This window comes from Brevibacillus sp. FW301-21C12A (genome assembly GCF_058788915.1).
This window is the reverse complement of the sequence record NZ_JBYTBG010000007.1, coordinates 47,096-59,233: the sequence shown is the minus strand read 5'-3', so window position 1 is coordinate 59,233 and position 12,138 is coordinate 47,096. Positions and strand designations below refer to the sequence as shown.

General features: G+C 48.0%; 11 protein-coding genes and 2 pseudogenes. 10 read left to right on the top strand and 3 right to left on the bottom strand.

What is annotated here, in order from left to right; genetic code table 11:
* Window positions 1–130 precede the first annotated feature (130 nt).
* The 4 genes and pseudogenes from AC3WQH_RS06915 to AC3WQH_RS06900 all read left to right on the top strand — a co-directional run bounded on the left by AC3WQH_RS06915 (window position 131) and on the right by AC3WQH_RS06900 (window position 3,445).
* The gene (locus tag AC3WQH_RS06915) at window positions 131–907 is read left to right on the top strand and encodes a recombinase family protein (RefSeq protein WP_005826978.1); all 777 of its coding nucleotides are present in this window, start codon (window positions 131–133) and stop codon (window positions 905–907) included.
* 140 nt (window positions 908–1,047) lie between these two features.
* A complete protein-coding gene (locus AC3WQH_RS06910) occupies window positions 1,048–2,283 on the top strand; it encodes an IS110 family RNA-guided transposase (RefSeq protein WP_007781595.1) in 1,236 nt (411 codons plus the stop codon).
* 45 nt (window positions 2,284–2,328) lie between these two features.
* A pseudogene (locus tag AC3WQH_RS06905) lies at window positions 2,329–2,445 on the top strand (RHS repeat-associated core domain-containing protein); the annotation flags it as partial.
* A gap of 634 nt (window positions 2,446–3,079) precedes the next feature.
* Entirely contained in the window at window positions 3,080–3,445 is a 366-nt protein-coding gene (locus AC3WQH_RS06900; RefSeq protein WP_129552242.1) for a hypothetical protein, read from the top strand.
* Window positions 3,446–3,669: 224 nt separating this feature from the next.
* Here AC3WQH_RS06900 and AC3WQH_RS06895 read toward each other — a convergent pair whose 3' ends face one another.
* Window positions 3,670–3,999, bottom strand: coding sequence for a winged helix-turn-helix transcriptional regulator (locus AC3WQH_RS06895; RefSeq protein WP_007781603.1), 330 nt, complete (start codon window positions 3,997–3,999; stop codon window positions 3,670–3,672).
* 168 nt (window positions 4,000–4,167) lie between these two features.
* On the opposite strand from AC3WQH_RS06895, the pseudogene AC3WQH_RS06890 reads away from it, so the two are divergent.
* The 4 genes and pseudogenes from AC3WQH_RS06890 (at window position 4,168) to AC3WQH_RS06875 (ending at window position 8,316) form a co-directional block, all read left to right on the top strand.
* Window positions 4,168–4,665 (top strand): annotated as a pseudogene (locus AC3WQH_RS06890) (lactoylglutathione lyase family protein).
* A gap of 15 nt (window positions 4,666–4,680) precedes the next feature.
* The gene (locus AC3WQH_RS06885; RefSeq protein ID WP_007781612.1) at window positions 4,681–5,661 is read left to right on the top strand and encodes a zinc-binding dehydrogenase; all 981 of its coding nucleotides are present in this window, start codon (window positions 4,681–4,683) and stop codon (window positions 5,659–5,661) included.
* A gap of 289 nt (window positions 5,662–5,950) precedes the next feature.
* Complete coding sequence (locus tag AC3WQH_RS06880) at window positions 5,951–7,630, top strand: methyl-accepting chemotaxis protein (RefSeq protein WP_007781614.1); 1,680 nt, start codon at window positions 5,951–5,953, stop codon at window positions 7,628–7,630.
* Between the two features lie 221 nt (window positions 7,631–7,851).
* A complete protein-coding gene (locus AC3WQH_RS06875; RefSeq protein ID WP_007781617.1) occupies window positions 7,852–8,316 on the top strand; it encodes a hypothetical protein in 465 nt (154 codons plus the stop codon).
* Between the two features lie 116 nt (window positions 8,317–8,432).
* On the opposite strand, the gene AC3WQH_RS06870 is transcribed toward AC3WQH_RS06875, so the two are convergent.
* Window positions 8,433–8,870: a Dps family protein gene (locus tag AC3WQH_RS06870; RefSeq protein ID WP_007781621.1), complete on the bottom strand. Its 438-nt coding sequence runs from the start codon at window positions 8,868–8,870 to the stop codon at window positions 8,433–8,435.
* Between the two features lie 112 nt (window positions 8,871–8,982).
* Between AC3WQH_RS06870 and mobA the strand changes: the two genes are divergently transcribed.
* Window positions 8,983–9,603, top strand: a complete 621-nt coding sequence (mobA, locus tag AC3WQH_RS06865) for a molybdenum cofactor guanylyltransferase (protein ID WP_007781625.1) — start codon at window positions 8,983–8,985, stop codon at window positions 9,601–9,603.
* A gap of 31 nt (window positions 9,604–9,634) precedes the next feature.
* Here the strand turns inward: mobA and fdhD are convergent, their stop codons facing one another.
* On the bottom strand, window positions 9,635–10,432 hold the full coding sequence (fdhD, locus tag AC3WQH_RS06860; RefSeq protein ID WP_007781627.1) for a formate dehydrogenase accessory sulfurtransferase FdhD: 798 nt from the start codon (window positions 10,430–10,432) through the stop codon (window positions 9,635–9,637).
* A 425-nt stretch (window positions 10,433–10,857) separates the two neighbouring features.
* Here fdhD and AC3WQH_RS06855 point away from each other — a divergent pair, with 425 nt between their 5' ends.
* Entirely contained in the window at window positions 10,858–12,132 is a 1,275-nt protein-coding gene (locus AC3WQH_RS06855) for an L-lactate MFS transporter (RefSeq protein ID WP_007781632.1), read from the top strand.
* Window positions 12,133–12,138 lie beyond the last annotated feature (6 nt).

The following is a 12,138-nucleotide window of genomic DNA, read 5'->3' as shown; positions in this document are numbered from 1 at the left end:
TCTCATTATAGCATCTCATTAAGAAGAAGTCATTGTGTGTTACGGTTAAACGGTATATAATCAGAGTATGTCGTTTCGGTTAAGCGTTACGTAAATCTCAATTTCTGTAACGATGGGGGAGGAAATGACCATGAACGTCATCGGATATGTCAGAGTTTCTACGCAAGGACAAGCAAAAGACGGCTACAGTCTAGCGTACCAACAGGATGAAATTCTAGCATACTGCAAGGAACAGGGATGGAATCTCCTGCATATGTTCTGCGATGAAGGCATATCAGGGGCAAAAGTGGATGAGGAAGCCCTAGAAGTGGACAGGGAGGGCTTTCAGGACATGCTAGCCGCCCTCTCTACTCATCAGGTGGATTACGTAGTTGTGTTGAATACAAGCCGTTTATGGCGGTCTGACATCGTGAAGGTATTGGTGCATCGGGAGTTCAAGAAGTACGGAGTAGATGTCAGAAGCATTGAACAGCCCACGTACAGTATCCACAAGAAAGACCCTAGCGATTTCTTGATTAACGGTTTAATGGAACTGCTTGACCAATACCAACGACTTGAAATAGCGATGAAACTTGGAAGGGGGCGGAATAAGAAAGCCCAACAAGGCGGCTATGCAGGAGGAAGGGCAACCTTTGGCTATACAGTACCAAAAGGTCAGAAGGCTTTACAGATAGACCAGAAACAGGCAGAAACGGTTCGTAGACTGTTTTCGTTACGTGAGCAGTATCCAACTTGGTCACTCTCCCGAATGGCTCTACAGCTTAATGTGGAGGGCTACAGAACAGCACAGGGCAAGTCATTTACAAAAGTGCAAGTGAAGCGAATCCTAGACCGTGAGGGATTTTACAAAGGGCAATACACATACGGTCATATCGAATCACAAGGTATTCACCAACCGATAATTTAGAACCTTTTCAGTTGTCTAACAGAGAATGTACAAGCTGACGTGTCCGTGCGTGGTCATCTATATGATTAACGCTTGTTCGGAGGGTGCTGACATTCTTTGCATAGATAACTGAAAACAACTAAGATGAGGGGGAAAGAATCATGAATCGTAAATTGACATTGCTTTACATTGGCGTAGACCTGCATAAAAACCATCACACAGCCATCATGATGAATTGTCTGCATGAAAAACTGGGTGAATTGAAGTTTGAAAACAAGCCTTCCGCTTTCCCTGTGTTTCTGAAAGAGGTAAACAAGATTGCCAAGAAGGAAGGTCTGACACCTGTTTTCGGTCTGGAAGATGTGGGCGGCTACGGAAGAGGACTCGCCATGTACCTTATCGAAAACAAGTATGAGGTAAAAGCTGTCAATCCTGCACTAACGGTATCCATGCGGAGAAGCAGTCCAAACAACAAGAAAACAGATGCTTGGGATGCGGAATGTGTGGCTCGTATCCTGATTTCCAACTTGGATACCTTGCCAGACGCCAATCCGCTTGACCTCTACTATGCAATTTCCCAACTGGTAACGAGAAGAGCAAATATCGTTAGCGTTTTGACTGGTTTGAAACTTCAACTCCACCAACAGCTTGGCTACCATTACCCAAGCTACAAGAAGTTCTTTTCACAGGTGGATGGGAAAACAGCATTAGCCTTTTGGCGTAAATATCCTTCCCCAAGCTGTTTGAAAGGGGTGGGGGTGGAGAAACTAGCCGAATTTCTACGTAAGAAAAGCAATTACTGTCTGTCAACCAAGAAGGCAGAAGAAATTCTTTCTCTTGTGGAACAGGACGGTGACACATCAAAGGACTACCAAGAAGCTAATGATTTCCTAGTGAAAGATGTTGTTCGAGACATCATCATTCGTGAGCATCAGCTAGACCAGATTGACGCTGAGTTGAAGAAACATTTGGCTTTACTCGATTACAAGCTAGAAACGATGCACGGAATCAGTACAGTAACGGCGGCGGAGTTGATAGCGGAGATTGGCGACATTTCACGCTTCTCTAATGCAGACAAGCTAGCTAACTTTGCAGGAATCGCACCTGTTCAGCACAGTTCAGGGAACAAGCAGAAAGCTAAAAAGAGCAAGCTAGGCAACCGTAGCTTGTATGACATATTCTACAACCTCGCTATTCGTATGCTTGGCGTATCGAGGGGGGAAAAGAAGCCGAATCATCCAATGTACCATGCTTACTATGAGAAGAAGCTAGCAGAGGGCAAAACCAAGTGGCAAGCAATCATCTGTGTCATGCGGAAACTGGTCAACGTCATCTACAGCATGATGAAGTACAAGACGGAGTATAAAATGCCAGTCCTTACAGAACAGGCGGCGTAATCAGCAGGGTGGTAGCTTTTACGAGTTGCCACCTAACCTTTATCCATTGAGCGCTTTATCATGGAGGATGCGTATAAGGGGCAAGTGGAGAATCCGTTGACGTTGAATCGGTATGTATATACCGCAAACAATCCGTTGAGGTATAGCGATCCAACTGGTCATAGCTATACTTGGTCTCTAAATCTTATTTCGCAAGGTTACAATAGCGGACTATTCTCCGCTGCTGATGCATCTATGATGGTATTTGGATCAAGTGCATTGTCATTTTTGGCACCGGATTTTACTGATACACCTGATCCTGGTGAACCAAATTTTAGAGAGTTATATACTCCTTTCCATGAGATTGCACAGATTAATGTAGCAAAACAACTTTATCAGAAGTACGGGCAGAATGCCGAACTCGAGAAAAAATTAGCCACAGGAGAAACAGAATGGTTTGGACTCAAGAATAAATACTATGAGGCTGACATTGTTTTAGGAAATAAAGTTTGGGAGGTTAAGCCTCTAAATGGACAAGACCCTAAAGCGCAACTAGAATTATATAAGAAGCTTGGTAACCTAAAAGAGGGCGAAAAGTTAAAAACCATGACCAACATTCCAGTTTTTGATAATGTAAAAATGGAGATAACTTTCCCAGAAGCAGGGGTTGCGCGCTATCAAATGTACGCTCAAGGTGATGGCGGTGTGAGAAGAAATTTAAGTACTGTTGGGGCAGCCATAGCTGTGGCACGAGCCTTATTAAAGTCAACTCCAGCTGGTAGAAGACTATCGCCAGGTTTTTAGAAGGGAGACGAACTTGTCTATGGGCATTAGCTGGGATAATATCAACGATGTGTACTCTGTACCCAACTTTGAAGTGAAAAAAGGTACAGTGGTAAAAATTAAGGTGTCTGTGGAAGGTGATTTAAAGGAGTTTGAAAGGAGTCCACTCGGAACAAGGACTATATTAAACAATTGGTCATATCATACAGACAATGGTAAGGAAATAAAACCTTTCAAATTAGTAAATTACTTAGGTTCAGACAGTTATTTTGAAGCAGAGTTAATGTATGTAAAAAAAGACAAAGAAAAAGATGAACTCAAACTTTTGTGCCAAGATTTAATGGACGTTTACAACATGGAGCAAATCAGTATTAAAAAATGGGAAGCTAAAACTATTTAGAAGTTGAACTAGAGCATTGAACCCCAAGCGAATTCACCTACTCGTCTGGGGTTTCTTTTTGCTCTGAGGTTGGGCTACAATAACCCTTTTTATTCATCAATGAGAAGTCGTATGGACTCCCAAGACTTGAAATTCTTCGTCGTATTAATCTTTATCAACGTGAAACAGAAGGATTGAGGGAAACGATACAGTTTGACAAAGTATCCTTGGCATTCGGCACCAGTTTACCTGCAATCCGGCTGATTCCCCATTCTTCTGTCTCCCCATGCGCACATTGCCTGTAAAATTTCGCGCAAACTTTCTCCTTCTTCCGTTAGCGAGTACTCTACTTTAGGGGGAACATCATCGTAAACTCTCCGGCTGATGATTCCGTCTTCCTCTAATTCTCTTAACTGCTGGGAAAGCATTTTTTTCGTAATCAGTGGTATGCCTCTTTGCAGTTCACTGAAGCGTTTTTCTCCTTCTTTTAACAGGCATAAAATGACAACTTTCCATTTTCCTCCGATTACTTCCAGCGTTGCTTCCACTGGTACATTGTATTTTGGCGTAGTCAACGTTGATCCCCCACGTGAAAGTTCTTGGTTTTGCCCACATATAGCCAAGTAAACATGAACGATGGTTACGATTAGGGTACCTGGTTACATGAAAGTGCCGACTTTCCATTCCAACATGTCCTTCATTATACTGAAAAAGAACGAAAGGTAAAAAGGAGAAGAGAAAAAATGACGAACACATATCCTCGTTCATTTTCCCATATTGGATTATCTGTTCCGGATGTACAGAAAGCTGTTGCGTTTTATACAGAGGTATTAGGATGGTATGCCATTATGAAACCGTCTGAAATTCGAGAAGACGATAGCCCGATTGGACAAATGTGCACAGATGTATTTGGAAGGGGCTGGGGAAAATTGAAAATCGCTCACTTGGCAACATCTGATAAAGTCGGTGTATAAATATTTGAATTTTCAGCAAATGGAACTCCTGAAAATAACTTTGAATTTTGGAAAACGGGGATTTTTCATTTTTGTGCACAAGATCCTGATATTGAAGGGCTTGTTGAAAAAGTGGTAGCTCACGGAGGGAAGCAACGTATGCCTATTCGTGAATATTATCCAAATGAAAAGCCGTATAAAATGGTGTATTGCGAAGACCCGTTCGGGAATGTACTCGAAATTTATACACACAGTTATGAGTTAACGTATTCACAAGGTGCTTATTAAAGGGGGGAGCTTACATTGAAGGCATTACTGCTCGAAGAAAAAGCAAACGTATTTGAAATGAAAGTAGGGGATGTAGAAAAACCGTCGCCGAAGCCAGGTGAAATCCTGGTCAAAATAAAAGCTACTGCATGTAACCCTGTAGACTATCAAACAGGGATCAGAGGAAATCCCAATTGGGTATACCCGCATGTTTTGGGGTTGGATTCCGCTGGCGTGGTTGAAGAAGTAGGCGAAAAGGTAACAAATATCCAAGCGGGAGACAGAGTTGTCTATCACAGTGATTTGACGAAAAAAGGCGGATATGCTGAATATGGTGTGACAACCGCTCATACAGTATCGGTCATTCCAGAAGGCGTGTCCTTTGAAGAAGCTGCTGCTCTTCCATGTGCCGGATATACAGCGTATCAAGCCCTGTTCCATAAAATGCGAGCTTCCCGAGGGGAGACGATTCTCGTTCATGCAGGAGCAGGCGGAGTAGGCGGCTTTGCTATTCAACTGGCGAAAAACGCAGGACTGACGGTGTTAACAACCGCCTCTTCTATGAATCATGCGTATGTAAAGAGCTTGGGAGCCGATTATGCCATCGACTACCAAAAAGAAGACTTTGTAGAGAAAGCTTTGGAAATCACGAACGGACGAGGGGTAGATTTGGTCCTTGATACAGTAGGACGTGAAAATGCTGAAAAATCTTTGAAGGCTCTTGCTTTTAACGGACAAATTGCGTTTATTGCCGGAGCTCCTGATGTGAATGATGCGATTTCATTTGCACGTCCCCTGTCTTTTCACCAAGTAGCACTTGGAAGCGTGCATCAGTCCGGTCATGTACGTGAACAGCAAAAACTCTCAGAAATCGGAAACCATATGCTCTTCCTTCTTCAAGAGGGCAAACTGAATCCGCTTGTTGAGAAAATCATTGCAATGGAGGAAGTCCCGGCAGCATTGGCTGAACTGGCTACTCGTAAAGGGAAAGGAAAAGTGGTAGCGAAAATTGGCTGACAAAAATGCGTTTTTCGATGACGTTTGACCATGATGGACTCCAGGCGAGTTGTTGCAGCTCGTCTGGGGTTTTTTCTTGGCGCTTGTTGCCATAAAGCGCTAAAGCGCTGAGGCCAAGCGAACTTCTTGACGCTCTCTCTTTTTCCTCCGACTTGCAACAAAGCCAACTCTGCCTGTATGCTTATAATCGGCAGGAAGGGCTTGCCATCGACAAGCTCGTCGCCGCCAACGAAACCAGTATGACTGCTCGTAACAAGAACGTATTTCCTTGCGAATCGGAGGGTACAGCATGAAATGGACAATCAGAAAGAAAATCATTGGCGGATTTTTAGCGGTGTCTCTGCTTATGGTGATCGTGAGTGGACTGTCGTTCGCCTTTCTGAAGGAAGTGGACACCTCGTACACGGAGCTGGTAGACGTACAGGCGAAAGTGCTCCTGAACGCCAAGGCGATTCAGGTACAGGCAACGCAGATGAACAGCAGTTTGCGGGATTACCTGCTGACGCAAGATCCGGAAGCCGCGAAAAAAATGGAGGAGGCAAGCAAGGAGCTATCTGCTCTCGTGTCCTCCACCATGGAAATCGCCTCAACGCCAGAGACCAAGGATGCGCTGGGCAAAATCGAGACTTTGAACAAGCAATACGATGAAGTGAAAAACCAGATTCTCTCCGTGAGCAGCGACCGGGCTCTGGAAATCGCCACGACCACGTTGTTTCCGCTTTCCAGGGACATTCGGGCGGTAGCTGACGAAATCAATGAGCGGGAACAAGCACAAATGACGCAAGCCTCGCAAGAAAACTCCATTCGGGTAGACGGCGTCATCACAACCGGACTCATCATCAGTGCGATCGCAGTCGTTTTGGCACTTTGCATTGGCTATTTTGTCTCGCGCTGGATTGCGAGACCCGTCGTCTTGTTGGCCTCTTCTGCACAAAAAATGGCGGCGGGAGACCTGACTGTGGAAGATATCGTGGTAAAGAACAAGGACGAGATCGGAGAACTGGCGCGTTCCTTTACCGTCATGAAAAACAACTTGCGTACCCTGATACATCAAGTGGGCGTCAATGCAGAACAGGTTGCCGCATCTGCGGAAGAGTTAACGGCAAGCGCTGAACAAACAAGCAGAGCCACCGAGCAAGTCGCTTCCATCATGCAAGAAGTAGCCTCGGGCTCCGAGCAACAAGCCTCCAGCGTAGACCAGAGTGCCCAGACACTTAACGAAATGGCGCAAGAAATTGAAAAAATTGCGGCCAACGCCCAGAAAGTATCCGCTTCCGCCGTACAAGCAGCGCAAGTGGCAGAGGAAGGAAATCAGGCGCTCCAAACCGCAAACGAACAAATGGGTTCCATTCACGCCAAGACGCATGACCTGGCAAATGCAATCCAAGATTTGGGCGATCGTTCAGAGGAAATTGGCGAAATTGTTCAAGTGATTACCGACATTGCTGCTCAAACGAATTTGCTGGCTTTGAATGCAGCTATTGAAGCGGCAAGGGCAGGGGAACACGGCAGGGGATTTGCTGTCGTTGCAGAGGAAGTAAGAAAGCTTGCGGAGCAGTCAGCCGGATCGGCAAGTAAAATCAGCGATTTAATTTCGATGATCCGCGAACAGATGCAAAAAGCGGTAGCTTCCATGGCTCAAGTGAAAAACGAAGTAAGCGAAGGTATGGTAGTAGCAACCCAGGCAGAAACTTCCTTCGCGCACATCCAACGCTCCGTGGGCGATGTTGTTGTTCAGATTCAAGCGGTGTCAGGCAGTGCGCAGCGGGTCGCAGGGTCGATGGAAGACATTGTGCAATCGGTGGCAACCATACGGGAAGTAGCCAGAGAAATAGCAGCCGGAACGCAAAATGTTTCTGCTGCTACGGAAGAGCAGTTGGCTTCCATGGAAGAAATTGCTTCGTCAGCTTTGGCTCTGTCCAAGATGTCCGAAGAACTGCAGAAGATCGTTTCGAATTTCAGGTATTGAGGAAATAATCGTTTGTGTAGGACACTGACAACTCCCTTAAGTATAGGCATGCTTGGGGGAGATTTTCATATAAGGGAGTTAGCTCGTTTTTTTGGCTATCGCGAAAGTCGTCAGCGTTTGTGCGCCTAAATTCCTCGTTTTCAAGGGGGACGAGTTATATTATTATTGAGGATACATTCCATAAAATTCTACTTTTTGAGAAAAGGGGAATACATAGCGCAATGTTTAATGAACGGAAAGCGTTGCAGATGACACTGCAGGCCATGCTGGAGCAGCGAATGGCTCTGCGCCGGCAATACGTAGACCAGGACAAGCAGTTGGGAGCAGACATCAAGCAAATTCTGAACCGGATTCGGGAAATGGATGCCGAGGCAGGCTTTGATGCAACTGAGCTGTCTGACGAAGTAGCGGTGGCGACTGAGGAGCTTCCGACAGATATGGTGAAGCGGATCAAGGTACGAAAGACCCACATTCGTCACAATTATCAGGAAGTGGCCAATCACATCGAGAACATCTTGCGGGAAAGCATGTCTCCGATGTCCCTGGCCGATCTTTGTTCGATTTTGAAGGAACGGCATGACGTAGAGTTCGCCAGCCCGTACATCGGCGTACAAAAGTCATTGAAGTATCTGCCTCAGGTAAAAGTAGGAAAAGATGGAAGAAAGCTGATTTTTTCACTGGCGTAGACAGAAAAGACGGCTTGCCTGCCCGGACTTGGACTGGGTAGCCGCTTGATTCACAGCAAAAAAGGCGACGTGCAAGCACGATCGCCTTTTTGTATGGGATGGTAACGGGCAAGCTGTTATTGCAGGAAAGCGTTGAGCATCCAGATGTGTTTTTCCAGACCGCTGCGAATTTCCAGGAGCATGTCCGCTGTCGCCTCGTCGTCTGCTTGTTCGGCAGCCTCGATTGCCAGTTTCAGCTCGTCGACGAGGATCGCGAAGTCGCGGGCGACGGTTTCCACCATTTGCTCGGCGGTTTCATTGCCTTCCGCTTCTGTGATGCTCGCTGTATTCAGACATGCGCTCAATGTGCCTACAGGTTTGCCGCCAATTGCCAACACGCGCTCTGCCAATGCGTCGATGTGCGCCGAAGCTTCGTTGTACAGCTCTTCAAACTTCGCGTGCAGGGTGAAGAAGTGAGGGCCTTTTACATTCCAGTGAAAGTTGTGCAGCTTGGTGTACAGAACTGTCCAGTTTGCCACTTGTTTATTCAAAACGTTGAACATAGTGTTTTCCATAATCGTAACCTCTCCTTTTTTAAAATGATTTCTTATTTATAATTATTATAAACTAATAGTGGTTATTGTCAACCCTTGCAGGAAAAAATCTTGGAGACGGCAGGAGATGTTTATGCAGCCAAACGTACACGCGGTCATTCTGGCTGGCGGAAAAAGCAGCCGGATGGGCGTCGCGAAAGACCAGCTTCCATGGCGCGAAGGCACCTTGGTGACAGAGCTGGGAACAGAAATTTTGGCGATGGGGATGCCTTGCCTGATCGTGTGCAACGAGCCTGAGCGCATCCCGGCAGAGCTTGTCAAACGAGACGGCGTGAGCGTGACGGCCGATCTGGTGCCGTCAGCGGGACCCGTGAGCGGCCTGGTGACGGCGTTTCGCCTGTGTAGGAAGGACGTGCTGCTCGTGCTCTCCTGCGACTTGCCGTTTATGGACCGGACGCAGCTCGCAAGCCTGCTCGCCTATGCCGCCGGAAAAGACGGTTGGGACGCGGTCATTCCTTCGGCACAGGGGCGGATTCATCCGCTGTGCGCCTTGTACCGCAAAAGCACGCAGCCCGTCTGGGAACAAGCGTTGGAGCAGGGCGAGCTGCGGCTGATGAATACGATTCGCAAGCTGTCCGTCCTGGAAGTGCCGGACGGCTGGCTCGACCCGTGGGCGCTGTTCAATGCCAATACTCCGGAAGAGTACGCGGCTGCCATCCGCGAAGAGCAACGCAGAAAAACAGGACGGCCGTAAGCTTGTCCTGTTTTTCACGCAAGAAGCGGAGCTAGGGCAAAATGATCCGCTCCGGATGCGTGTACACATTCATTTTGTTTTGGCGGATGAAGCCGACGGCCGTGATTTGCAGTTCCTCTGCCAGTTGCAGGGCGAGGTCGGTCGGAGCCGATTTGGACAGGATGATGCCTGCGCCGATCTTGGCGGCTTTCAACAAAACTTCAGACGAGAGCCGTCCGCTGAACACGAGAATCTTGTCCGCGGTCGAGATATTATCCCGCAAGCACTTCCCGTAAATTTTGTCCAGCGCGTTGTGGCGTCCGATATCCGAATATTGCAAGAGAACTTGGTCAGGCGTGCACAGAGCCGCGTTGTGAACGCCTCCTGTCTGCTGATGGATAACGGAGGAGGCTTGCAACTCGTCCATGAGTCTGGTGCATTGGGCAGAGGTGACGGTGGTGGTGCCGCTCGCCGGCTTTGCTGTGCGGGCATCGCTGAAAAAGTAGAAGGACTGTCTGCTTTTGCCGCAGCACGACGTAATTCTGCGCTTGGAGTAAAAGCTCTGGGACAAAATCGTTTCTTTGTGCAGGTCTACGTAGGCCAGCCCTTTTGCCTCGTCTATCGTGATCTGCCTGATCTCCCCGAAGCTTTGGATGGCTCCCTCCGCTGCGAGAAAACCGATCACCATCTCGTCCAGATCGGCTGGCGTGCAGACGACGGTGGCGAACTCTTCGTCATTGAGAAAAATCGTGAGCGGGTACTCCGTGACGATCTCGTCGTCTTCCCAGTGGTGCTGGTCAGCCGTCACTTTCAGGACGCGCAGGCGGGTTGTTTTGCTCAGTTTTGACATGCGAACCTCCCGTATCATGTTCATGCGTGGAGAAATGACAAGTTGTGAATAGATTTTGACAGAGAAAATATTGTCGAGTGAGCGCTTACATGGTAGTATACTATGTGAGGGTGAAAGTGTCATAAAATTTTCTACTTTCAGTAACTTCCTGCGCGTATAGAGCGAAAAGACACGGAACAGCGAACCTGTCACCGAATCTCTCGCTGTGAATCACCAATTGAATACGATGGCACGTGCTTGTTGATGCTGACGTAGCGTTCCTGCTGATGATTAACTGCTGTGTTTCATTGATACCTTTGTTTCCGTGTGTGCGGAAAAAGCGGGGGGTGTCGATGAAATCAGCAGTTTTTCTTTTTGCTTTCGGAGTGGCGCACCAGTGATTGGGCTTCATTCCAACCAAGACCATTTTAAAGGAGATGAACATGATGGAGCAACAAGTGAAAAACCGTTGGCTGATTGCACTGGCTGCGGTGGGGATCCACATCTCGATTGGATCGGTGTACGCGTGGAGTGTATTTACCAAGCCGATCACCCAGCAATTTGGCTGGGAACTGCCCGATGTGCAGTTCACTTTCAGCATCGCGATTTTGTTTCTCGGGCTGTCCGCGGCTTTTCTCGGACACTACGTAGAAAAGCACGGGCCGCGAAAAGCGGGAACGCTCGCCTCGATCTTTTTCGGCGTCGGGATTGTCGGCTCCGGGCTTGCCATCCAGCTTGCCAGCTTGCCGCTTTTGTACATTTGTTATGGCGTGCTGGGCGGAATCGGCCTTGGGGTCGGGTATATTACCCCGGTGTCTACGCTTGTGAAGTGGTTCCCGGATCGCCGCGGACTGGCGACAGGACTTGCGATCATGGGCTTTGGCTTCGCTTCGATGATCGCCAGCCCGATCATGAACGCGCTGATTGAGAGTGTCGGCATTGCGAACACCTTTTACATTTTAGGTATCATTTATTTCGTCGTCATGTTTGCATCTGCGCAATATTTGTCTCCGCCGCCAAAAGGCTGGGTGCCCGCAGGTTTTTCGACCGAAGGGGCAGCAGGCGACAAGCAAATCAAAAAAGACTTGTGCCAGCTTACCGCCAACGAAGCGATCAAGACGCGCCGTTTTTACTGGCTGTGGCTGATGCTGTTCATCAACGTGACTTGTGGAATTGCTGTCATCTCCGTCGCTTCGCCGATGGCGCAGGAAATGGTCGGCATGTCCGTGCAAACCGCTGCGCTGATGGTGGGCCTGAACGGCTTGTTCAATGGCGGCGGACGAATCGGCTGGGCTTCGCTGTCTGACTACATCGGGCGGGCGAATACGTACACGGCTTTCTTCGCGATCCAGATGGTGCTGTTCTTCCTGTTGCCGAACATGAGCAACCCGGTGCTGTTCATGATCGCGATGTTCATAATCATGACCTGCTACGGAGGCGGCTTCGCCTCGATTCCTGCCTACATTGGCGACCTGTTTGGCACGCGCCAGCTCGGGGCGATTCACGGCTACATTTTGACCGCATGGGCGGCGGCAGGGCTGGCAGGCCCGATCTTCGCCGCATGGGTGCGCGAGACGACGCAAAGCTACACAGGAACGATGAGCGTGTTCGCTGCGATGTTCATTGTAGCCTTCTTTATTTCCCTCTTAATCCGGTTGGATATTAAAAAATTGAAGGAAGAAGCCAGACAAAGAGAAAAGTCAGTTGAATTGGCTAGTTAATCAATG

Coding starts and splice junctions, on each gene's coding strand:
- AC3WQH_RS06915 (WP_005826978.1), top strand. CDS start 131: ATGAACGTCATCGGATATGTCAGAGTTTCTACGCAAGGACAAGCAAAA.
- AC3WQH_RS06910 (WP_007781595.1), top strand. CDS start 1,048: ATGAATCGTAAATTGACATTGCTTTACATTGGCGTAGACCTGCATAAA.
- AC3WQH_RS06880 (WP_007781614.1), top strand. CDS start 5,951: ATGAAATGGACAATCAGAAAGAAAATCATTGGCGGATTTTTAGCGGTG.
- AC3WQH_RS06875 (WP_007781617.1), top strand. CDS start 7,852: ATGTTTAATGAACGGAAAGCGTTGCAGATGACACTGCAGGCCATGCTG.
- AC3WQH_RS06870 (WP_007781621.1), bottom strand. CDS start 8,870: ATGGAAAACACTATGTTCAACGTTTTGAATAAACAAGTGGCAAACTGG.
- mobA (WP_007781625.1), top strand. CDS start 8,983: ATGCAGCCAAACGTACACGCGGTCATTCTGGCTGGCGGAAAAAGCAGC.
- fdhD (WP_007781627.1), bottom strand. CDS start 10,432: ATGTCAAAACTGAGCAAAACAACCCGCCTGCGCGTCCTGAAAGTGACG.
- AC3WQH_RS06855 (WP_007781632.1), top strand. CDS start 10,858: ATGGAGCAACAAGTGAAAAACCGTTGGCTGATTGCACTGGCTGCGGTG.